Origin of the sequence: Pantoea sp. PNA 03-3 (assembly GCF_003201175.1) — a bacterium.
Taxonomy (GTDB): Bacteria; Pseudomonadota; Gammaproteobacteria; order Enterobacterales; family Enterobacteriaceae; genus Pantoea; species Pantoea stewartii.
Map to the genome: position 1 here is coordinate 513,159 of NZ_QICO01000003.1, position 22,100 is coordinate 535,258.

Below are 22,100 nucleotides of genomic sequence, written 5' to 3' on the forward strand. Positions count from 1 at the left end.
GAATGAAAGTTTCTATTATAACAGCAACCTATAATAGTGAAAAAACAATTAAAGACACTGTTTTATCATTGCAATCACAAGATTATCCTAACATTGAATTTATTATTATCGATGGTGCTTCAAAAGATAATACATTAGCCGTGGCGCAAGAAAACTGTACACGTATTACCAAAATTATCAGTGAGCCTGATAGAGGCATTTATGACGCTTTAAATAAAGGTATTCTTAATGCTACAGGCGATATTATTGGTTTTTTACATTCAGATGATATTTTTTCTTATCCATCAGCCATTTCTGAAATTGTAAGTAGTTTTACAGATGATGACATAGATGCTGTTTACTCAGACCTTAATTATGTTTCTCAGAAAAATACGGATAAAGTCGTTCGTAAATGGTTGAGCGGCTTCTATGATGTGAAAAAAATTAAGCTTGGCTGGATGCCACCTCATCCAACCTTTTATATGAAAAAGAAAAGGTATGATGAATGGGGCGTTTTTGATTTAACGTATCGGATTTCTGCGGATTATGATTCGCTGTTACGTTATTTGTATGTTCATAAAGCTAATGTATCATATCTTCCTAAAGTTACCATTTCGATGCGGGTCGGCGGCGAAAGCAATCGTTCAATCAAAAATATCTTAAAAAAATCCCGTGAAGATATTGATGTTATAAAGAAAAATGGTTTGTTTTGGCCAACTGTTCTGCTGTGTAAAAATATCTCTAAACTTCCTCAATTTATAAAATAAAAATATGAAAAATTTAACCTGTTTCAAAGAATATGATATTCGCGGTAAACTTGGAGATGAGCTTAATAATGAGATTGCCTATAAAATTGGCCGTGCATTCGGTCAGTTCTTAAAACCTAAAACTGTCGTTGTAGGTGGTGATGCCAGGCTTACAAGCGAAGAGCTTAAGCTCTCTCTTGCCAATGGCCTTCAGGATTCAGGTGTTGACGTACTGGATTTAGGTATGGTCGGAACAGAGGAAATTTATTTTGCCACCTTTCATTTAGGTTGTGACGGTGGAATTGAAGTGACTGCCAGTCATAATCCTATTAATTATAATGGAATGAAATTAGTTCGCCATGGTGCTAAACCTATTAGCGGGGACAGTGGTTTAAGAGACATTCAGTACCTGGCTGAATCAGGTCATTTTAGCGCTGTTGAGGATAACGCAAAAGGGACATATTCGAAAGTTACCACACTAAATGAATACGTTTCAAATATCCTGAGTAGTATTAATTTAGAGTATTTAAAACCTCTTAAGCTTGTTATTAACAGTGGTAATGGTGTAGCGGGTCATGTAATTGATGCTATAGAGTGTCAATTTAAAAAGAATAATGTGCCCATTGAAATTATCAAAATTCACCATGTTGCTGACGGCACTTTTCCTAATGGAATCCCTAATCCGCTTTTGCCAGAATGTCGTGAAGATACACAAAAAGCGGTATTACAGCATGGTGCCGACTTTGGAATAGCTTTTGATGGCGATTTTGACCGTTGCTTTTTCTTTGATGAAAAAGGACAGTTTATTGAAGGTTATTACATCGTTGGGCTTCTTGCTGAGGCTTTCTTAAAGAAACATCCTGGTGAAAAAGTCATCTACGATCCTCGACTCACATGGAACACTATTGACATAGTGACTTCTAATGGAGGAGAAGCAATCATGTCTAAAACAGGACATGCCTTTATTAAAGAACGCATGCGTAAAGAAGATGCAGTATATGGCGGTGAAATGAGTGCGCATCATTATTTCCGCGATTTTGCTTATTGTGATAGTGGAATGATCCCATGGTTACTTATTGCTGAGCTGGTTAGTCTAAAAGGCATGTCTTTAGGCGATTTGGTTTCAGAAAGAATTGCCGCTTATCCTTCTTCTGGGGAAATTAACAGCAAGTTAACTGATCCAGATGCATCAATTAAAAGGGTGCTTGAGCACTATGAGGATCTCGCAGAGACTAAAGACTTTACTGACGGCATCAGTCTTGATTTTGGCTCCTGGCGCTTTAATTTAAGAAGATCGAACACCGAACCTGTAGTTCGTTTGAACGTCGAATCGCGAGGTGACATACAGCTGATGCAAGCCAAAACCTCAGAAGTACTAAGCCTGTTAGCCTGAGCCAGTTAATCTTGAAGCTACAAGTGATGTTGCCTCAATGCGGTTTTTATCGACAGTCATCCAAGCCCATGATTTAGCGATATATGCTGAAACCATCAATTTCTTCCCTCATCTCATTATCATGAGATAACATGTCAGGACATTAATTGCAGTCGTGTACTGCTGATTTCACTTTAAGACAGGAGTAGATATGTCTAAGCAACAAATCGGTGTTGTAGGTATGGCAGTGATGGGCCGAAATTTGGCACTTAATATTGAGAGCCGCGGTTACACTGTTTCTGTCTTCAACCGGTCACGTGAAAAGACAGATGAAGTGATTGCTGAGAACCCCGGGAAGAAGCTGGCCCCGTTCTACACTGTTAAAGAATTTGTCGATTCACTGGAAAAACCACGTCGTATCCTCTTAATGGTGCAGGCGGGTGAAGCAACTGATAAGACTATTGCCTCTTTAACACCTCATCTTGATAAAGGCGATATCCTCATTGACGGTGGTAACACTTTCTATAAAGACACTATACGTCGTAATAAAGAGCTATCTGATCAGGGCTTTAACTTTATCGGCACCGGTGTTTCGGGTGGCGAAGAAGGGGCCTTAAAAGGTCCATCAATTATGCCTGGTGGTCAGAAAGAAGCGTATGAGCTGGTTGCGCCTATTCTTGATAAAATTGCTGCTCGAGCAGAAGATGGTGAGGCTTGCGTCTCATATATTGGCCCAGACGGTGCGGGCCACTATGTTAAAATGGTCCATAACGGTATTGAATATGGCGATATGCAGCTCATCGCAGAAGCTTACGCGCTGCTGAAAGGTGCTCTGGGTCTGAATAATGAAGAGCTGGCGAAGACGTTTACCGAGTGGAATAACGGCGAACTGAGCAGCTACTTGATTGATATCACTAAAGATATTTTCACTAAAAAAGATGAAGACGGTCATTATCTCATCGATGTTATTCTTGATGAAGCAGCCAATAAAGGCACCGGTAAATGGACCAGCCAGAGTTCACTGGATTTGGGTGAGCCTCTGTCACTGATCACCGAATCTGTTTTTGCTCGCTACCTGTCATCGCTTAAATCGCAACGCGTTGCTGCCTCTAAAGTATTAAGTGGACCACAGGCTAAGGCCTTCGCTGGCGATCAAGCAGAGTTTGTGGAAAAAGTACGCCGTGCGCTCTATCTTGGCAAAATAGTATCTTATGCTCAGGGCTTCTCTCAGTTGCGTGCCGCATCAGATGAGAATAACTGGGATCTGCACTACGGTGAGATCGCTAAGATTTTCCGTGCGGGTTGTATCATTCGTGCCCAGTTTCTTCAGAAAATTACTGATGCGTATGCTGAAGACGCAGGTATTGCCAATCTCCTTCTGGCACCATACTTTAAAGATATTGCTGATCAATATCAGCAGGCGCTACGTGATGTTGTAGCCTATGCTGTTCAGAATGGCATTCCAACGCCAACCTTCTCAGCAGCGATTGCCTACTATGACAGCTATCGCTCAGAAGTATTGCCAGCTAATTTAATTCAGGCACAACGCGACTACTTTGGCGCTCATACTTATAAGCGTATCGATAAAGAAGGCGTGTTCCATACGGAATGGCTGGATTAATTGTTAATAAAACCTCCCAACTGGGAGGTTTATTTTTGGTTTCGTGCCTTTTTAACAAGGCAATTAGAAATAATTTTTCCTGAGTTGACTGTTTATGAATGAAAAGTTTTCTACAAGAGGGGAGCAGCCAAACGTCCCTAAAAATAGTGTTAGTTCGAAAGATGAACTTGACTTAATGGATGTTTTTTTTCAATTATGGCAAGGTAAAAAATTTATTATTTTGGGGATGGTAATTGCACTTATCATAGCGGCAATTTACGTTAGCGTAGTTAAAGAAAAATGGACATCCCAGGCTACGGTAACCTTACCTGCCGCAGGTCAAGTTGCTAATTATAATGCAGCTCTTGCCATTGTATACGCTGATACTCCTCAGGATAAACCTTCGTTAAGTGGATTACAAAATCAATTATTTGGCCGTTTTAGCGCATCGTTAAGTGCATTATCAGGTGCATTGGCTAATCTGGAAGAGCCACTGACGCTGCGGATTGATTCTATAAAAGGTCGGGATGATGCGCTTAATGTCTCTTTTGTCGGTCATACAGCTAAAGAAGCGCAGTCGCAACTTTCAAAGTATATTGATAAAATAAATGCCGATGTTGTAAAAGATTACGGCGATGATATTAAACGTAACTTGAGCGTTAAAACAAGAGAATTGACAAATACACTTGACACCTACACTCAGGTTGCAATCAATCAAAAAGAGCACCGACTGGATGTCATTAAACAGGCTCTTAAAGTCGCTCAGGCATCTAATGTCGATAAATTGCAAGTCAAACAAGCTGATTTTCTTTCTGACGATACTTTGTATTTACTGGGTACTGATGCGCTTAATGCTATGGTAGCAAATGAAAACTCTAAACCTCTTGATTATGGCAAGGAGTATTATGAGGCACAGCGCGCTTTATTGGCTGTCACGCACCTTAAGATTGAGGTCGAAAACCTTCAGTCCTACAGATATATTTCTGAAGCTGACTTACCTTTCAGACGTGATAGCCCTAAAAAAGCCCTGATATTATTTCTTTCTCTTATTGGTGGCGCAATTTTAGGCGGTTTATTCGTTCTTACACGTAATGCTTTAATCAGTTATAAGAATAATTAACGTAGGAAGACCACTGGTTTTAAGCACGTTAATCCATATATTGTATTCATCAAAAAGCTCATTTAATAATGAGCTTTTTTCATTCTCATGCAAGGAAAGGAAGTGATTATTTTATTGATCCTATGATTGCAGAATCATCACGGCCTCCAATGAGGTCACAGCCTGTAGCGCTGAATTTATCATACTAACAACTCCCCACTCCTCACCGCCTTATCGCCCGCCAGCCTTAACACCAGCATGCCTGCCGTCGCAAATCTGGCCCAGTGCCGCGCGTATAGCACGCCTCCAAATTCTGCGACCAACGGCGTGATGTGGTCGGTGACAGGATCAACAATCTCCGCAACCACTTCCCCTGGACGGATTCGCGCGCCCAGCGGTTTGCGATACAGGATCAGGCCCGATACCGGTGAGTGAACATATTCACAACCCGCCAGCGGCGTCGGGGGATTTTTAAGCGGCGGCATTAAAGCCGACGTGCCTTCGGTGTGACGCTGCTTGATAATATTGCCTTCTTCTGCGGCCTGCGCCACACCAGGCGCACCCAGTCCGGTGCCGCTCTCATCCACACCGACCACATCCTCACCGCCGCTCACCACCGACACCAGCTCATCACCGCCAATCACCGGCGCAGCAACTTCAACGGACACGGACGTATCGGCCGCAGAGATATAGCCGGATTCCTGCAACGCGTTAATGATCGCATCTGCGTCCTGCTCAGCCTGTTCAGGCGAGACATCACGTACGCCACGTAGCTCCAGCGTTACCGGCAGCAGGCCGCGCGGCATCGGGAATGTTTCACCAAATTTTTCAGCCAGCGTCAGCCAGGGTTCACAGCAGGCTTCGTCGAAGGGCTCACCCCCCGATATCTGTGCCAGTAGCTGCACTTCACTGCCCAGCCAGCGTGCTAAGGGTTCGATATCCGGCCATGCATGTGGCGTGGTGTAAAGGTGTGGAACCGCCTCCCAGTCACAATGCAAATCAATCATCAGATCGGCCTGACTGGCCATGCGCATCAGCGTATAACGCTGGGCTTCCAGTTCAGTTTTGGCGATTGTGTCACGGTAGTAACGGTCAATCGCATCACGAATCAGCTGCCGGTTATGACTCTCATTCTGGGTCAGCGTCTCGGCCAGTTCCTCCGCCAGAAGTGCACCCAGAGACGGGAATTTGCGGTTAAAATCCTGGCCGGACTGTGCGTGGAAGCGTCCCAGATGCGTACCGTGCCAGTGTTGGCTCAGGGCCAGCGGATTGGATACCGGTATCAGGGAGAAAAAAGCTTTGAGTCGTCCGGCAGATTCTAGCGCCTGTAAACGCTGCTTAAGATACCAGGCCACCGCCATCCCCGGGATCTCGTCGCCATGTAAGGAAGCCTGAATATAGACCTGGCGACTGTGATCATCGCCAAAATGAAAACTGATAATTTCACGCTGGGTGCCGAGAGAGGCGCTTAACAAAGGGTGATGTTGTTGGTACATACCGTGTTAATGTCCTTTTGTCGGTTCAGGGGCGGACAAATGCCGCCCATAAAGTCATTGAGTATAGTCATGCAGACGGAGGAGGGGGAAAAAGCCTGCACTGACGTTACGGTTGAATGGAAATATCCGTGGCGAAATATTTCTTTTGCAGTTTGTCAAAGGTGCCATTTTTCTTAATGGCAGCGAAGGCATCATCCAGCGCAGTTTTCAGTTCGGTATCGCCTTTACGCAGGCCAATCGCCGTGCCCGGCCCGATGATCGGGTCTTTCACAATCGGCCCGGCCAGTTCAAACGCGCTGCCCTGAGGTTGTTTGAGAAAACCGTTTGCCGCCTGAGCCGCATCGGTAAAGACCGCATCAAGGCGCCCGGCCACCAGATCACTTTCAACCTGCGCCTGATCGCCATAGGGCACGACCGTCACGCCAAAAGGTTGCCATTTTGCCCGGGCATAACGCTCCTGCACGGTGCCTTGTTCTACGCCTACGGTTTTGCCTTTCAGCGATTCCGGGGTGGGCAACAGGCCCGACCCCTTACGCGCGATAAGCTGGGTGTGCGTATCGTACAGCGGCACGGTAAAGTCGATTTGCTTCAGTCGCTCTTCGGTGATGCCCATATCAGACAGAATGGCGTCGAATTTACGCGCTTTAAGCGCCGGGATCATCCCGTCGAACTGGCTCTCCACCCAGACACATTTGGCCTGCATCTGCGCGCACAGCGCGTTACCTAAATCGATATCAAAGCCGACCAGCTTCCCCTGCGGCGTTTTGGATTCAAAAGGGGGATAGGTGGGATCAACAGCGAAGCGAACCTGCTCAATTTTCGCCTGGGCGCCAAACGCGCAGCCAGCCAGGAGGGCCAGCGCTAACGCTTTGTGTAAACGGGTTTTCAGAGAAGTGATTGCCATCGTTTTCGGTCTTCTGTTGTCGTAATAGTGTATTACGCAGAGTACCTTTCACCCGGGATGATGGCAATTAGAGGATGATTTTCACAATGTTAGCCTGGCAAAGGCCACGGTAATCCTGGGTATTCAGTACGACAGACTGGTCGAGTACGCCGGCGTTAAAGGCAATCTCGTCATAGCGCTCAAACAGCAGCGGGTCGACCACCACAGTTAAATCAGGATGAAAGCTGAACGGGGGAATCGCACCAAATACGCAGCCGGTTAGTACATCGACCTCTGCGGGCGAGGCAAGGGATGCCCGGCGTCCGCCTACGGCTGAGGCGACTTTACTGAGATCGGCCTGCTGATCCGCAGGCAGTACCGCCAGGACATGTTGTTTGACGCCATTGCCTTTCACATGACACACCAGCGCCTTTGCGCCCTGTCCGACTGCCGTGCCGCGAATTTTGGCAACGGCTTCACATTTGCCGGTTGCCTCATGCTGCATCAGGCGGTAACGCGCACGATGCTGGTCGAGCAGAGCAATGAGTTTTTCATGCGTAGTCACGGTAAAATCCTTACAGGTCAAATGGACGGGAAAGGCTGCTCAGCAAACCGTCGAGCAGCCGTAACGCAGTCTGTCACTTATGACGGGCGCGCAGGTTATTGATGATGGTGCTGAGATCCAGATCCTGATCCTGCAGCAGTACCAGCAGGTGATAGATCAGATCGGAGGCTTCGTTCGTCAGTTCCTCACGATCGTTCACCGTGGCAGCCAGCGCGGTTTCCACGCCTTCTTCACCGACCTTCTGCGCAATACGTTTGGTGCCGCTGGCATAGAGTCTGGCGGTGTAAGAGCTTTCCGGGTCGGCCTGCTTACGGGACGCCAGCAGTTGTTCCAACTGATAGAGGAACGTCCAGTCAGGCGCAGCAGGGGAGAAGCAGCTGGAGGTGCCCAGATGGCAGGTGGGGCCAATCGGGTTGGCCAGCACCAGCAACGTGTCGTTGTCGCAGTCAGGTGTGATGCTCACGACCTGTAGAAAGTGTCCTGAGGTCTCGCCTTTGGTCCACAGACGGTTTTTGGTGCGTGAAAAGAACGTCACGTTGCCGTCCTGCAGCGTTTTTTCCAGCGCCGCCTGATTCATATAACCGTGCATCAGAACTTCACCAGAAACAGAGTGCTGGACGATGACCGGCATCATACCTTGGGTTTTTTCCCAGTCTAACCGGGCCAGTTGTTGTTCAGTTAACACGCACGAATCTCCACACCGTTGTCGATCAGAAAGCGTTTCAGCTCGCCGATATTAATAATTTGTTTGTGAAAAACCGACGCCGCCAGCGCGCCATCGACATTGGCCTGCTCAAAGGCTTCAAGGAAGTGAGTCATGGTACCCGCACCGCCAGAGGCGATCAGCGGTACCTTGCAGACATCACGTACCTTCTTCAACTGCACCAGGTCATAACCGTTGCGCACGCCGTCCTGGTTCATCATGTTGAGGACAATCTCGCCTGCGCCCCGTTTCTGCACTTCCTGCACCCAGTCCAGCGTTTCCCACTGGGTCACGCGGGTGCGGGATTCGTCGCCGGTATACTGATTAACATGGTACTTCCCGCTGGCGTCATCAAACCAGGTATCAATACCGACCACGATGCACTGGACGCCAAAGCGGTCGGCCAGGCGGGTGATCAATGAAGGATCGGCCAGCGCAGGGGAGTTAATGGAAATTTTGTCCGCACCAAACTCCAGAATCCGCGCGGCATCTTCCGGGGTTTTGATGCCGCCTGCCACGCAGAACGGAATGTCGATGACTTCGGCAACGCGCGCAACCCAGCTTTTATCCACTACGCGGTCGTCCGATGAAGCGGTGATATCGTAAAACACCAGCTCGTCCGCACCTTCTTGCGCATAGCGCTGCGCCAGCGGCACGATGTCGCCAATAATTTCGTGGTTACGAAACTGAACGCCTTTTACCACCTGACCGTCACGCACATCGAGACAAGGAATTATCCGTTTTGCCAGCATGCTATGGCCTCCGAAACTGTAAATTTGCCTTCCAGTAGCGCACGTCCGACGATCACGCCCTGAACACCGCTGCCGCGAAGGGCGGCAACGTCACTGAGTTCACCAATACCGCCTGAGGACTGAAACGCAATCTGCGGAAAGCGTGCGGTCACTTCTTTATACAGATCCACGTTCGACCCGCTGAGCGTACCATCACGGGAAATGTCGGTGCACAGAACATGCTTCAGCCCGACCGGCTGAAACTGTTCAATGACCTCTTCGAGCGTAACGCCCGCAGCTTCCTGCCAGCCGCTAATCGCCACCTCTTTGCGGTTGGTCGCATCAATACGGACGTCCAGCGCCAGCACAATCGCGTCCGGGCCAAACTCGGTAAACCAGGCTTTCACTTCCTCGGGCTGTTTGACGGCGGTCGACCCTACCACCACACGGCTGGCACCCGCGTCCAGTAACGCTTTAACGTCTTCCCGACTGCGAATGCCGCCGCCAACCTGGACCACCGCATCCACGCCGTTAAGCAGGCTTTTCAGTAAGGTAATCTGGCGTTTCGCCGGATCTTTAGCACCGGTTAAATCCACAAGGTGCAGTACCGTTGCGCCCTGGCGTGCGTAATCCTGTAAGCGGGGTAACGGATCGCTGCCGTAATCACGCTGACGGGCATAATCACCCTGATGCAGGCGCACAACCTTGCCATCAATTAAATCTAATGCGGGGATAATCATTACATCTCCAGGAAGTTTTTCAGCAACTGCGCGCCGACTTTGCCAGAGCGTTCCGGGTGGAACTGCACGCCAAAGAAGTTATCTTTCTGTACCGCGGCCGTGAACGCCTGACCATAGTGACACTGCGCAATGGTGCTGGCATTTACGGGCATCGCAAAGCTGTGTACGAAGTAGAAGTAGCTGCCTTCATCAATGCCGCGGAACAGATGATTACCGGCCTGAGCGGTGATCTGGTTCCAGCCCATGTGCGGTAACGGCAAACCCTGCGTGTCCATCAGTGACACGGGCTGGTCGATAATGCCCAGCGTGGGCACACCGCCATTCTCTTCGCTGTGGCTGCCCAGCAGCTGCATGCCCAGGCAAATACCCAGCACCGGCTGCGTACAGGCCTTGACCAGCTCAATCAGCTCACGCTCCTGCAGTTGGTTCATGGCCGCCTGCGCGGTGCCAACGCCGGGCAGAAACAGCTTATCGGCGCGCAGGACGACATCCGGATGGCGACTGACCTCTGGCGTATAGCCCAGACGTTCAACGGCCCACTTTACCGACGACAGGTTGGCACAGCCTGTATCCAGGATCACCACGTTCATTACAGCACTCCTTTAGAGCTCGGCAGGGTATTTCCCTCAACGCGAATCGCCTGACGTAAGGTCCGGCCAAAGGCTTTGAATAAACTTTCCACACGGTGATGATCGTTTTTCCCTTTGGTTTTCAGGTGCAGGGTGCTCATCATGGCGTAGGACAGGGAACGGAAGAAGTGCTCGACCATCTCGGTGCTCAGATCGCCAACGCGCTGATAGCTGAATTCCGCTTTAAATTCGATATGTGGACGACCGGAGATATCCAGCGCACAGCGCGCCAGGCACTCATCCATCGGCAGCACAAAGCCAAAACGGCCAATGCCGCGCTTATCGCCCAACGCTTTCAGCAGCGCTTCGCCCAATGCCAGACCGGTATCTTCTACCGTGTGGTGATCGTCAATATACAGGTCACCGTTGACGTCGATGTTCATGCGGAAGCCGCCGTGCACGGCAATCTGGTCCAGCATATGATCAAAGAAGCCGACGCCAGTGTTGATCTTACTGCCGCCTTCGCGGTCCAGCCACAGTTCCACGCGGACCTGGGTTTCTTTAGTGTTGCGTTGGACCAGCGCGTAGCGGTCGCGCTGCGTCAGCTGCTGCTGAATCGCTTTCCAGTCCTGACCTTCTGCGCCATAGCGAATGCCCTGAATCCCCATATTTTCCGCCAGCTGAATATCGGTCTGGCGATCGCCAATCACATAGCTGTTGGCCATATCAAGGGCACCTTCAGCCAGCCAGGCCTCAACCATCTGGGTTTTCGGCTTGCGGCACGCGCAGTGGTCTTCAGGCTTATGGGGACAAATCAGCACATCGCTAAAGCGAATGCCCTGCGATGATAAAATCTGCATCATCAGCGTGTGTGGGCCATCGAAGTCCGCCTGTGGAAAACTGTCCGTGCCCAGACCGTCCTGATTGGTAATCATCACCAGCTGATAGCCTGCGTCCTGCAGCGCCAGCAGTGCAGGCACGACGTCCGGCTCAAACGCCAGCTTATCCATCCGATCCACCTGAAAGTCCTGCGGCGGTTCGGAGATAATCGTGCCATCGCGGTCAATAAAAAGGGTCTTCTGACTCATGCTTACTCCAGAGATAAGGCTTGCAGCGCGGCGATCAGGCGTTCGCACTCGGTGCGGGTTCCCACCGAGATGCGCAGACAACCTGCGAGGCCGGGGTTCTTGTTTTGGTCACGCAAAATAATGCCCTGATCCCACAAGGTTTTAAATACCTTTGGTGAATCGGTAAAGCGCACCAAAATATAGTTGGTTTCGCTGGGGAAGACCTGCTCCACAACGCGAATTTGCGGCAACTGTTCAAACAACCAGCTACGGTTGGCATTCAGCTCATCGACGTGCTGGCGCATTAAGGCAATCCCTTCGTCGCTCAGTGCCTGGCCCGCCACGTCGGCCACCGGCGTCGCCAGCGGATAGGGCGCAATCACCTTCATCAGCAGGTCGATAACCGGCTTATTCGCCAGCGTAAATCCGCAGCGCAGACCGGCCAGCGCGAAGGCTTTCGACAGGGTGCGCAGGATGACCAGGTGCGGATATTCGCGCAACCAGCCCGCCAGCGTCGCCTGTGGACAAAATTCAATATAGGCTTCATCCGCGACGACCAGCGCTTTGCCGGCGGTCATCGCCAGTAGCTGACGGATAGCGTCCTGATCAATCAGGTTGCCCGTGGGGTTGTTCGGGCTGCACATATAAACGACTTTCACACCGTCGAGCTGTTCGGCAATCGCGGGCAGGTTCAACTGCCAGTCTTCACGTGCCGGCACGGTGCGGTACTCAATGCCGATGGTTTCCGCGCTGACGCTGTACATACCGTACGTCGGTGGGCAGAACAGAATCGCGTCTTTGCCGGGCTCACAGAACGCCCGCATCAACAGCTCAATGCCTTCATCTGCGCCGCGGCTGACCAGCACCTGCTCAGGAGACAGGCCCGCGTAAGCCGCATAGCGGGTGATTACCTGCTTCGGCTGGCACTCCGGGTAGCGGTTCAGGGTTTGCTGCGACAGCTCAAAGGGCACCGGCAGCGGAAACTCGTTAGCATTCAGCCAGACATCACCGTTGCCGCCCAGACGGCGCGCCGACTGATAAGGCGTCAGCGCACGCACATTGGCGCGGGCCAGTTGTTCAATATCCTGACTCATGCTTGCTCCTTGAGCGCGGTGACGCGCAACGTGACGGCATTTTTGTGGGCATCCAGCTGCTCCGCGGCGGCCAAGGTTTCAATGGTGGCGGCGAGATCCATAAAACCCTGCGGCGTCAGTTCCTGTACCGTCATACGTTTCTGGAAGTCGGCCAGCCCCAGACTGGAGCAGGTCGCGGTATAACCATAGGTCGGCAGCACATGGTTCGTGCCGGAGGCATAATCGCCTGCGGACTCGGGCGACCAGTCGCCCAGGAACACGGAGCCTGCGCTGGTGATTTGCTCAACCAGGTCGCGCGGCGTGCGGGTTTGCAGAATCAGGTGCTCCGGACCATAGCGGTTGGAAATCGCCACACACTGTTGCAAATCGCGGGCTACGATCAGGCGGCTGCTTTCCAGCGCCTTACGGGCCGTGGCGGCACGCGGCAACTGCGCCAGCTGTTGTTCGACAGCGTCAGCCACGCGCTCAGCCAGCCCCTGTGAAGGCGTCAGCAGAATCACCTGCGAATCCGGCCCGTGTTCCGCCTGAGACAACAGGTCGGCCGCCACGAACGCGGGCGTGGCACCATCGTCGGCGATCACCAGCACTTCTGACGGGCCCGCGGGCATATCGATCGCCGCGCCATCGAGGCTCTGGCTGACCTGACGTTTGGCTTCGGTGACCCAGGCGTTGCCCGGTCCGAAAATTTTAGCCACTTTCGGCACGGTCTCGGTGCCGAAGGCCAGGGCGGCAATGGCCTGCGCACCGCCCACCTGAAATACTTCTTCTACGCCACACAGCTGGGCCGCATAGAGAATCTCGTCGGCAATCGGCGGCGGTGAGCACAGCACCACGCGGCCGCATCCGGCAATACGTGCCGGTGTCGCCAGCATCAATACGGTGGAAAACAGCGGGGCGGACCCCCCGGGAATATAGAGGCCGACCGATTGCATCGGGCGCGTCACCTGCTGGCAACGCACGCCCGGCTGGGTTTCGATATCAACAGCTGGCAGAATCTGCGCACGGTGGAAAGTCTCGATATTGGCGACCGCCACCGCCATTGCCTGTTTGAGTTCATCACTGAGACGATCGCTGGCAGCCTGCATCTGCTCAGCGGTCACGCGAAAATCCGTCAGCTCAACCTTGTCAAAGCGCGCGCTAAAATCGCGCAGAGCTGCGTCGCCTTCGCTTTTCACGCGCGCCAGAACGTCACGCACAATCTGACTGATGCTGTCAGAGGCAGACAGCGCCGGGCGTGCCAGCAGCGCCTGTTGCGCCTCCGCGCTGCACGCCTGCCAGTTCACGGGTGTCATGATTTTGCTCATCGTTTACTCCAGCATTTTTTCGATTGGCAGCACCAGAATCGAACTGGCACCCAGCGCTTTGAGTTTTTCCATGGTTTCCCAGAACAGCGTTTCGCTGCTCACCATGTGCATTGCCACACGGCTCACATCGCCCGCCAGCGGTAACACGGTTGGACGCTCGGCACCCGGCAGCAGGCTGATGACTTCTTCCAGACGCTCGCTCGGTGCATGCAACATGATGTATTTGGATTCACGTGCTTTAATCACGCCCTGAATACGGGTCATCATTTTATCGATCAGCTCCTGCTTGGCCGCGGGCATGTCGCCGTCGCGCTGAATCAGCACGGCTTTAGAACGATAGATGACTTCCACTTCACGCAGACCGTTCGCTTCCAGCGTGGCACCGGTGGAGACCAGATCGCAGATCGCATCGGCCAGGCCGGCACGCGGCGCCACTTCGACCGAGCCGTTGAGCAGACAGGATTTAAAGGCGATACCTTGCTTGTCGAGATACTGTTTTAACAGGTGAGGATAGGAGGTGGCGATGCGGGCATTGTTCAGGCACTGCGGGCCGGTGTACGCGTCATCGACCGGCATGGCCAGTGACAGACGACAGCCGCCAAAGTCGAGGCGACGCAGCGTGAAGTAGCGGGGATCTTCCCCCTGTGCGCGGCGCGTCAGTAACTCTTCTTCCAGCACGTTTTCGCCGATAATGCCCAGGTCGACCACGCCGTCCATCACCAGGCCCGGAATATCGTCATCGCGCACGCGCAGAATATCGATAGGCATATTTTCAGCGAAGGCGATCAGACGCTGTTGCTGAAGATTGATTTTGATCCCGCAGCGCGCCAGCAGCTCGCGTGAATCATCGCTTAACCGACCTGATTTCTGCATAGCTATGCGTAAACGGCTATTGTCTAACATTGTTCCTGTCCCCTTAATTAACCTGTCCTGAATGCGTATTTTGCGTCAGCCCATAAAAAAACCCCCGGAAGACGATCTTCCGGGGGTTCTCTTGCGTTCGCACCACTGGAAGATCCTAGACGTCTTCCAGCACACATCGCCTGAAAGACTAGTCAGGGTGATGGTGGTGATGATGGTTGAACTGAACGCGTGTCATAAAATTCTCGATAATGAAAAGTTATTCATTTGTGTGGAATTAACCTAACGAAGATAGTTGAAATTGGCAACTCTTTTTTAATGTTGTTCTTCGCAAAGCACAGAAACACTTTGCACTGGTTTGCAACTCAGGGGCAGCTTAAGATGGCTGAATCTTGACGTTCGCAGCAGGAGACAATATGAAAAAGGTCGCAATTGTAGGACTCGGCTGGCTGGGCATGCCGCTTGCGATGGCGCTGACCGCGCGAGGCTGGCAGGTGACCGGCAGTAAAACCACGCCGGATGGCGTAGAGGCGGCCCGTCGTTGTGGCATCGATGCGTTTCAACTTGAACTGACGCCCGAACTGGTCTGTGAGGCCGAGGACCTGGAGGCGCTGTTTGACGTGAATGCGCTGGTTGTCACCCTGCCCGCCAGCCGCACGGCAGAGGGCGGAGACGCCTATGTGCAGGCAGTACAAAACGTGGTGGATACCGCGCTGGCGCGCAATGTCCCACGGATCATCTTTACCAGTTCCACTTCCGTCTATGGCGGCAGCGCCGGTATCAAAACGGAGAAAAGCCCGCTTCAACCAGAAACCACAGCAGGCAAAACGCTGGTGGACCTGGAAAACTGGCTGCACGACTTACCCGGCACCAGCGTCGATGTATTGCGTCTGGCCGGGCTGGTGGGCCCGAAACGGCATCCCGGTCGCTTCCTGGCTGGCAAACAGGATTTACCCAATGGATCGCACGGGGTAAATCTGGTGCATCTGGATGATGTGGTGGAGGCGATTATGCTGCTGCTGCAAACGCCAAAAGGCGGCAGAACGTTCAACCTGTGTGCGTTGAAACATCCGTCCCGCGCCCATTTCTATCCCTGTGTGTCGCGCCAGCTGGGCATGACGCCGCCCACCTTTGAACCGCAGACGCACGACGACAGCGGTAAGTTGATTGACGGCGCGCGTATCTGTCACGAGCTGGGCTTTGAATACCGCTATGACGATCCGCAGAAAATGCCGCTGGAATGAGTGTGGCTTTCCCCTTAGCGGGGAAAGCGTCGTATTCTGTTCCTGATCACACGCCGAGTCGGTCGCGTAAGGCATACCAGGCGGCACCCATGGCCGTCAGCGGCACTTTAAATCGCCGTCCGCCAGGGAAGGGCAGATGCGGAAGCTTCGCGAAGGCATCAAAGCGCTCAGCATCCCCACGTAACACTTCGCTTATCAGCTTGCCGGAAAGGTGCGTGCAGGTCACGCCGTGGCCGCTGTCGCCCTGCATAAAGTAGACGTTGTTTTCCAGCCGACCAAACTGTGGCATGCGCGACAGCGTCAGCAGAAAATTTCCGCTCCAGGCGAAATCAATTTTCACGTCCTGCAACTGCGGAAAGGTGCGAAGCATTTTAGGCCGGATCATCGTGATCACATCGCCAGGCTCGCGCGCCCCATAAACCACACCGCCACCATAGAGCAGCCGGTTGTCGGCGGTCAGGCGGAAATAGTCCAGCAGATAATTGGAATCTTCTACCGAATAGTTGTTGGGTAACAGCGCTAATGCCCGGTCACGGGACAGCGGTTCGGTGGCAATGATTTGCGAGCCGCACGGCATGCTTTTGCGACTCAGGCGCGGTTCGAGTTCGGAAGGCAGATAAGCATTGCCGGCAAAAATCAGAAACGTGGCGCTGACTTCTCCCTGTGCCGTTTTTACCCGATTAGGTGAACCGTAGCTGACGCTTAACGCGGCGGACTGTTCATAGATACGACCGCCGTGGCGACGAATGGCTTCGGCTTCTCCCAGCGCCAGATTCAGCGGATGCAGATGTGCGCCGCGTTTGTCGAGCAGCCCACCTACATAGCGCTCTGAGCCGATCTCGCGACGAATGCCGCGCTCATCTAACAGTTCAAGCTGGTCGTTACCGTAACGCTGCCAGGCGGCTTTTTGACTGGCCAGGTGCGCCATCTGACGGCGGTTAAACGCGGCGAAGATACCGCCCGGGCGGTAATCGCAGGCGATCGCGTAACGGTCGATACGATCGCGAATAATATCACCGCCTTCAAACATCATACTGCCCAGCATTTTCGCGCTGTCTTTGCCGTAGCGTTGTTCAATCACATCCACGTCGCGGCTGTAGGAGTTCACGGCCTGGCCGCCATTGCGGCCGCTGGCACCATAACCAACACGAGCCGCTTCAAGCAGCACCACATCGTAACCCGCTTCGGTTAAAAACAGGCCGGCCGATAAGCCCGTAAAACCGGCACCAATAATGCAAACGTCACACTGGATGCTTTCCTGCAGCACCGGCCAGGGCGCATGGGGGTTCCGTGTGGAGGTGTAGTAGTTTTCTACGTAATTCATATCAAGCTCCTTGGCGAACGTCCCTGATTAAAAATTGGCGGGCGTATGGGCGCTGACGATGCGACAGGGCACATCGGCCTGGTTGGTAAAACTGTGCGGCAAACCCGTATCGATCACGTAACTTTCGCCGGCCGTCAGATGAAATTGCTGACCGTTAACTTCCAGTAGGATGCGCCCTTCCAGCAGGGTGCCGGTCTCTTCGCCCGCATGGCGTAACTTTTCGCCGGTACTGGCACCTGGCTGGTAAGTTTCCAGTAACATGCCTAACGCCCGGGTTTTCGTGCCGTTATCAACCAGTTTAAGCGAAACGCCCTGACTGCCGATTTCCAGCAGATCTTCATGCCGGACCACCACTTTGGGCGCGTCCTCAGCATGCGGCTCCGAAAAAAACGCAGACAAAGACAGGCCATAAACCTTCAGCAACTTTTGCAGCGTGCTGACCGCCGGGCTGACCTTGTCCTGTTCGATAGTACTGATGGCGCTGTGGGTCAGTCCGGCCAGTTCCGCGACGCGCCGTTGTGACAGTCCCATGGCCTGACGGATCTGCGCCAGGCGGCGTCCCGGAGCCTGAGCCGCATCATTCATACCTTTTTCCTCTGGTGATAGTGCAGGGCGGCCTGAATAAAGCCGTCAAACAGCGCAAAGGACGGCGTGGAGGGTTTCAGCTGCCATTCAGGATGCCACTGTACGGCAAGGGCGAAAGGGTGCGCTGGCAGGCTGACCGCCTCAATCAGACCATCGGGCGCACGGGCCTCAACGCGCACCTGCGGTCCCGCTTCACGAATGCCCTGGTGATGAACGGAGTTGACGGTGATCGGCGCACGCCCCAGCAGCCTGTCCAGCAATCCTCCCGGTGCAATCTGGATGGCATGAGCGGGTGCGTAAGTTTGTTCAGGTGAGGCATCCTCGTCTGCATGGTGTCGCTGAAACTGCGGATGGTGGTCAAGGTGGCGATACAGGGCACCGCCGTTGGCCACGACCAGCTCCTGCATGCCCCGACATATGCCCAGCAGCGGCACCTGTTTACCGACAGCATGCGTAATAAGGTTAAACGCCAGGCGATCGCGGCCGGCATCTGCCTCCGGCTCTTCGCCTTCTTCGCCATACAGCCAGGGCGCCAGGTGGCTGGGGCTCCCGGTCAGCAGAATGCCGTCCAGCACAGCCATAGCGTTTTCTGATAGATGCGGGGCAGCCATAAGGTGATGGGGCAGGGCAAGCGGCACGCCGCCCGCCAGGACGATGGCATCAAGATATTTGTTGTGGACAGACTGAACCGGGTGGCCCTGATTGTGCGTCTGGCACATCACTACGCCAATCAAAGGCTTGTCAAAAATAATGCCCATCTTTCCCCCTTAACTGCTGTTCGAAATATTTGACGAAAAGGGCATGTCTGATGGTTAAGTGTGCAATATTTTGTCAATCTAGCAATCCATTGGTCGATCTTCAAACAGATTTGTTACATTTGCACACTTTTTACGTTAGAGCTATGTTAGATGAGTGGCGGTTTTTTTGAGCATTACGCACTCCCATTTTTGTGGTCAAAGGCGGATGAAATCATGACTAACCTGGTAGAAGTAGAAGACTTCACGCTTCACAGTGAAGAGAGACGAACCAGCGCGTTCCAGCAAGAAGTGAAAAACTGGCTGGAGCGCCACCCTGAAACGCAGTATGTCGATATCTTGCTCAACGATTTAAATGGTGTTTTTCGCGGTAAGCGCATCCCGGTTTCGGCCTTAGCCAGGCTGGAAAAAGGCTGCTACTTTCCCGCCTCGGTTTTTGCTATGGATATTCTCGGCAATACCGTCGAAGAGGCCGGTCTGGGCCAGTCGCTTGGTGAACCCGATAACCTCTGCCTTCCCGTCCATGGCACGCTCGTCCCCTCCGCCGCCGATCCGCAACACATTGCACAACTGCTGTTAACCATGTGCAACCAAGATGGCACTCCCTTTGACGTTGAACCCCGAAATGTTCTGAACCGGCTGTGGCAACAGCTGCGTAATCGTGGACTGTTTCCGGTGGTAGCGGTAGAGCTGGAGTTCTATCTGGTCGATAAAAAGCGCGATGCAGAAGGCTATATTCAACCGCCCTGTGCGCCAGGCAGTGACGATCGCAACAGACAAAGCCAGGTTTACTCGCTGGATAATCTCGATCACTTCGCCGATGTCCTGCGTGATATTGATGCGCTGGCCCGTCTGCAGGGCATTCCTGCGGATGGCGCGCTGGCGGAAGCCTCGCCGGGGCAATTCGAAATCAATCTCCATCATACCCGTGATGTGCTGAGCGCCTGCGACCATGCTATCCAGCTCAAGCGCCTTATCCGCCAGGTGGCAGAGAACCACGGCATGACGGCAACATTTATGGCAAAACCCTATGAGGACTACGCCGGAAGCGGGATGCACGTCCATATCAGCATGCTTGATGCCGCTGACCATAATGCCTTTGCCTGTGATGACGGAAGCGATTCCCCGCTGCTGAAACGCACGCTGGCGGGCATGATTGACCTTATGCCTGCTTCCATGGCGCTGCTGGCCCCCAACGTCAATGCCTTCCGTCGTTTTGTGCCCGATGCCTACGTTCCTTTGCAGGCGTCGTGGGGCCACAATAACCGTACGGTAGCGTTGCGTATTCCCTGTGGCGATCTGGAAAGTCGCCGCATCGAGTACCGGGTAGCCGGGGCGGATGCGAATCCTTATCTCGTCATGGCTACCATTCTGGCCGGCATGTTGCACGGCCTCGATACGCAGCTGCCGCTGCCACAGCCGGTTAAAGGAAACGGCCATGAAGCGGAAGGGCTGGCGCTGCCGATTCGGCAGAGCGATGCACTCTATGCCTTCGAAAGCAGCTATCCTTTACAAAAATTACTGGGTGAGAAATTTGCCAAAGTGTGGTTTAGCTGCAAAAATTATGAGCTTATGCAGTTCGAAAGATTAATCACTGCCACCGAAATCGACTGGATGCTGAAAAACGCCTGATTAAAATTTTGCATTCTATGCGACAACGTCTTGAAATAATGCGTTGGGTTAGGGCAAAATACGCCCCCTGCAAATTCAGAACATAACCGACGCTCACCGCGCCGGTTATTTTTTTGCATATTGTTTTTAACGCGTAGCATTTAGCTGACACCAACGAGGCCGGGCACGCACCCGGATAGATAAACACTGAAAACACGCAGCCGCGTGAGATTGAGGATGTAAAGATGGGGATGTTTAACACTCTGCCAGCCCAGGCTGGTACACGTTTCCGTGATGACTACGGCGCCGCGCTGGCCGCCAGCCTTACTCCCTGTCGCTTAATGCGCAGTTTCCTTGTGAATCAACCCAGCCAGGTTGCTGCGCAAGGAGGACTGAAGCATGTCGCTTAATACCTCTGCCGCACCACAACGTGCCCAACTGAAAAAAACGCTGACGTTACTTCCTGTTGTCATGATGGGCTTAGCCTACATGCAGCCGATGACCCTGTTTGATACCTTTGGTATCGTATCGGGCCTGACGGACGGTCACGTTGCCACCGCTTATGCTTTCGCCCTGATTGCGATTCTGTTTACCGCCGTGAGTTACGGTAAGCTGGTACGCCGCTTCCCATCTGCGGGCTCCGCTTATACCTATGCTCAGAAGGCCATCAGTCCGCACGTCGGCTTTATGGTGGGCTGGTCATCGCTGCTGGACTATCTGTTCATGCCGATGATCAACATTCTGTTGGCTAAAAACTATTTTGAAACCCTGGTGCCAGGGATCCCGTCGTGGATTTTCGTGGTGCTGCTGGTGGGCTTTATGACGCTCTCCAACCTTAAGGGCATCAAAACGGTCGCTAACTTCAACAGCGTGATTGTCATCCTTCAGGTGGTGGTCATGGTCGGTATCACCGCGATGGTGATTTACGGCGTGGCGCACGGCGAAGGTGCGGGAACAGTGGTAAGCAGTAAACCGTTCTGGTCTGAAAACGCCCATGTGGTGCCGATGATCACCGGTGCGACGATTCTGTGTTTCTCATTCCTCGGTTTTGACGGCATCAGTTCGCTGTCAGAAGAAACGAAAGATGCAGAACGTACCATTCCGCGTGCGATTTTCCTGACCGCGCTGATTGGTGGCCTGATGTTTATTGTCGCGTCGTACTTCCTGCAACTGTATTTCCCGGACATCTCGCGCTTTAAAGAGCCGGATTCGTCGCAGCCTGAAATCATGCTGTACGTGGCCGGTAAAGCGTTGCAGATCGGTATCCTGATCTTCTCTGTGGTTACGGTACTGGCGTCCGGTATGGCAGCGCACGCAGGCGTTTCACGTCTGATGTACGTGATGGGCCGTGATGGTGTGTTCCCGGAGCGTTTCTTCGGCTATATCCATCCAAAATGGCGCACGCCGTCACTGAACGTGATTCTGGTAGGTGCCGTGGCGTTGATGGCGATCAACTTCGATCTGGTCACCGCGACTGCGCTGATTAACTTTGGTGCGCTGGTTGCGTTTACCTTCGTTAACCTGTCAGTGATTGCGCAGTACTGGGTACGTGAAAAACGGAATAAGACCCTGAAAGATCACGTCCAGTATCTGGTTCTGCCGATGATGGGTGCCCTGACCGTGGGTGCACTGTGGGTTAACCTGGAGCAAAGTTCTATGGTGCTGGGACTGATCTGGGCCGCGATTGGTATTGTTTACCTGGCCTTTGTGACGCGCAGCTTCCGCAATCCCGTTCCACAGTTTAGCGAAGAAGTGTAATCCCCCGGCCCTGC

Annotated in this window: 23 protein-coding genes and 1 other annotated feature; of the genes, 8 read left to right on the plus strand and 15 right to left on the minus strand. The window is 52.7% G+C overall.

The genetic code is table 11. The features are described 5' to 3' along the window. Window positions 1–2: 2 nt before the first annotated feature. The 4 genes from C7433_RS12100 to wzzB all read left to right on the plus strand — a co-directional run bounded on the left by C7433_RS12100 (window position 3) and on the right by wzzB (window position 4,817). Window positions 3–746, plus strand: coding sequence for a glycosyltransferase family 2 protein (locus C7433_RS12100; protein WP_110268247.1), 744 nt, complete (start codon window positions 3–5; stop codon window positions 744–746). A gap of 4 nt (window positions 747–750) precedes the next feature. After that, window positions 751–2,118, plus strand: coding sequence for a phosphomannomutase CpsG (gene cpsG / locus C7433_RS12105; protein WP_110268248.1), 1,368 nt, complete (start codon window positions 751–753; stop codon window positions 2,116–2,118). Window positions 2,119–2,308: 190 nt separating this feature from the next. Continuing rightward, window positions 2,309–3,718, plus strand: coding sequence for an NADP-dependent phosphogluconate dehydrogenase (gene gndA, locus C7433_RS12110; protein ID WP_110268249.1), 1,410 nt, complete (start codon window positions 2,309–2,311; stop codon window positions 3,716–3,718). Between the two features lie 94 nt (window positions 3,719–3,812). Further along, window positions 3,813–4,817, plus strand: coding sequence for an LPS O-antigen chain length determinant protein WzzB (wzzB, locus tag C7433_RS12115; RefSeq protein ID WP_110268250.1), 1,005 nt, complete (start codon window positions 3,813–3,815; stop codon window positions 4,815–4,817). Window positions 4,818–4,996: 179 nt separating this feature from the next. Here the strand turns inward: wzzB and C7433_RS12120 are convergent, their stop codons facing one another. The 12 genes from C7433_RS12120 to hisL all read right to left on the minus strand — a co-directional run bounded on the left by C7433_RS12120 (window position 4,997) and on the right by hisL (window position 15,047). Then, the gene (locus C7433_RS12120) at window positions 4,997–6,292 is read right to left on the minus strand and encodes a succinylglutamate desuccinylase/aspartoacylase family protein (protein WP_110268251.1); all 1,296 of its coding nucleotides are present in this window, start codon (window positions 6,290–6,292) and stop codon (window positions 4,997–4,999) included. A 106-nt stretch (window positions 6,293–6,398) separates the two neighbouring features. Beyond that, window positions 6,399–7,196 carry an ABC transporter substrate-binding protein gene (locus C7433_RS12125; RefSeq protein WP_033740450.1) on the minus strand — a complete coding sequence of 266 codons (798 nt, stop codon included), beginning with the start codon at window positions 7,194–7,196 and terminating at the stop codon, window positions 6,399–6,401. 67 nt (window positions 7,197–7,263) lie between these two features. After that, entirely contained in the window at window positions 7,264–7,740 is a 477-nt protein-coding gene (locus tag C7433_RS12130; RefSeq protein WP_006119835.1) for a YbaK/prolyl-tRNA synthetase associated domain-containing protein, read from the minus strand. A 73-nt stretch (window positions 7,741–7,813) separates the two neighbouring features. Continuing rightward, window positions 7,814–8,425 (minus strand): bifunctional phosphoribosyl-AMP cyclohydrolase/phosphoribosyl-ATP diphosphatase HisIE, encoded by a 612-nt coding sequence (gene hisIE, locus C7433_RS12135; protein ID WP_006119834.1) that lies wholly within the window; start codon window positions 8,423–8,425, stop codon window positions 7,814–7,816. Continuing rightward, complete coding sequence (hisF, locus tag C7433_RS12140) at window positions 8,419–9,195, minus strand: imidazole glycerol phosphate synthase subunit HisF (protein ID WP_006119833.1); 777 nt, start codon at window positions 9,193–9,195, stop codon at window positions 8,419–8,421. The genes hisIE and hisF overlap by 7 nt, the downstream gene beginning before the upstream one ends. Further along, the gene (hisA, locus tag C7433_RS12145; protein ID WP_033740446.1) at window positions 9,177–9,914 is read right to left on the minus strand and encodes a 1-(5-phosphoribosyl)-5-[(5-phosphoribosylamino)methylideneamino]imidazole-4-carboxamide isomerase; all 738 of its coding nucleotides are present in this window, start codon (window positions 9,912–9,914) and stop codon (window positions 9,177–9,179) included. Before hisA ends, hisF begins: the two co-directional genes overlap by 19 nt. Then, window positions 9,914–10,504, minus strand: a complete 591-nt coding sequence (gene hisH / locus C7433_RS12150; RefSeq protein WP_006119831.1) for an imidazole glycerol phosphate synthase subunit HisH — start codon at window positions 10,502–10,504, stop codon at window positions 9,914–9,916. The genes hisA and hisH overlap by 1 nt, the downstream gene beginning before the upstream one ends. Further along, window positions 10,504–11,571, minus strand: coding sequence for a bifunctional histidinol-phosphatase/imidazoleglycerol-phosphate dehydratase HisB (gene hisB / locus C7433_RS12155; RefSeq protein WP_110268252.1), 1,068 nt, complete (start codon window positions 11,569–11,571; stop codon window positions 10,504–10,506). The genes hisH and hisB overlap by 1 nt, the downstream gene beginning before the upstream one ends. Window positions 11,572–11,573: 2 nt before the next feature. After that, window positions 11,574–12,644 (minus strand): histidinol-phosphate transaminase, encoded by a 1,071-nt coding sequence (gene hisC / locus C7433_RS12160; protein ID WP_033740442.1) that lies wholly within the window; start codon window positions 12,642–12,644, stop codon window positions 11,574–11,576. Then, window positions 12,641–13,948: a histidinol dehydrogenase gene (hisD, locus tag C7433_RS12165; protein WP_110268253.1), complete on the minus strand. Its 1,308-nt coding sequence runs from the start codon at window positions 13,946–13,948 to the stop codon at window positions 12,641–12,643. The genes hisC and hisD overlap by 4 nt, the downstream gene beginning before the upstream one ends. Before the next feature lie 3 nt (window positions 13,949–13,951). After that, a complete protein-coding gene (hisG, locus tag C7433_RS12170) occupies window positions 13,952–14,851 on the minus strand; it encodes an ATP phosphoribosyltransferase (protein ID WP_006119827.1) in 900 nt (299 codons plus the stop codon). A 52-nt stretch (window positions 14,852–14,903) separates the two neighbouring features. Continuing rightward, window positions 14,904–15,024: a sequence feature (His leader region), on the minus strand. Further along, entirely contained in the window at window positions 15,000–15,047 is a 48-nt protein-coding gene (gene hisL / locus C7433_RS12175) for a his operon leader peptide (protein ID WP_100396937.1), read from the minus strand. Its footprint overlaps the feature before it by 25 nt. 178 nt (window positions 15,048–15,225) lie before the next feature. On the opposite strand from hisL, the gene C7433_RS12180 reads away from it, so the two are divergent. Further along, on the plus strand, window positions 15,226–16,053 hold the full coding sequence (locus tag C7433_RS12180) for an SDR family oxidoreductase (protein ID WP_006119826.1): 828 nt from the start codon (window positions 15,226–15,228) through the stop codon (window positions 16,051–16,053). Window positions 16,054–16,099: 46 nt separating this feature from the next. On the opposite strand, the gene C7433_RS12185 is transcribed toward C7433_RS12180, so the two are convergent. From C7433_RS12185 to puuD, 3 genes are read right to left on the minus strand one after another with little or no spacing between them, the layout of a single operon-like run. Beyond that, window positions 16,100–17,377 carry an FAD-binding oxidoreductase gene (locus C7433_RS12185; protein ID WP_039338107.1) on the minus strand — a complete coding sequence of 426 codons (1,278 nt, stop codon included), beginning with the start codon at window positions 17,375–17,377 and terminating at the stop codon, window positions 16,100–16,102. Between the two features lie 27 nt (window positions 17,378–17,404). Beyond that, window positions 17,405–17,962 (minus strand): HTH-type transcriptional regulator PuuR, encoded by a 558-nt coding sequence (gene puuR, locus C7433_RS12190; protein ID WP_110268254.1) that lies wholly within the window; start codon window positions 17,960–17,962, stop codon window positions 17,405–17,407. After that, window positions 17,959–18,720: a gamma-glutamyl-gamma-aminobutyrate hydrolase gene (gene puuD / locus C7433_RS12195; protein ID WP_110268255.1), complete on the minus strand. Its 762-nt coding sequence runs from the start codon at window positions 18,718–18,720 to the stop codon at window positions 17,959–17,961. Before puuD ends, puuR begins: the two co-directional genes overlap by 4 nt. Window positions 18,721–18,930: 210 nt before the next feature. On the opposite strand from puuD, the gene C7433_RS12200 reads away from it, so the two are divergent. The 3 genes from C7433_RS12200 to C7433_RS12205 all read left to right on the plus strand — a co-directional run bounded on the left by C7433_RS12200 (window position 18,931) and on the right by C7433_RS12205 (window position 22,086). Next, window positions 18,931–20,349, plus strand: coding sequence for a glutamine synthetase family protein (locus C7433_RS12200; RefSeq protein WP_172677646.1), 1,419 nt, complete (start codon window positions 18,931–18,933; stop codon window positions 20,347–20,349). A 224-nt stretch (window positions 20,350–20,573) separates the two neighbouring features. Continuing rightward, window positions 20,574–20,738 (plus strand): hypothetical protein, encoded by a 165-nt coding sequence (locus C7433_RS23745; protein WP_006119821.1) that lies wholly within the window; start codon window positions 20,574–20,576, stop codon window positions 20,736–20,738. Further along, the gene (locus C7433_RS12205; protein ID WP_039338101.1) at window positions 20,728–22,086 is read left to right on the plus strand and encodes an APC family permease; all 1,359 of its coding nucleotides are present in this window, start codon (window positions 20,728–20,730) and stop codon (window positions 22,084–22,086) included. The genes C7433_RS23745 and C7433_RS12205 overlap by 11 nt, the downstream gene beginning before the upstream one ends. The last annotated feature ends 14 nt before the right edge of the window (window positions 22,087–22,100 follow it).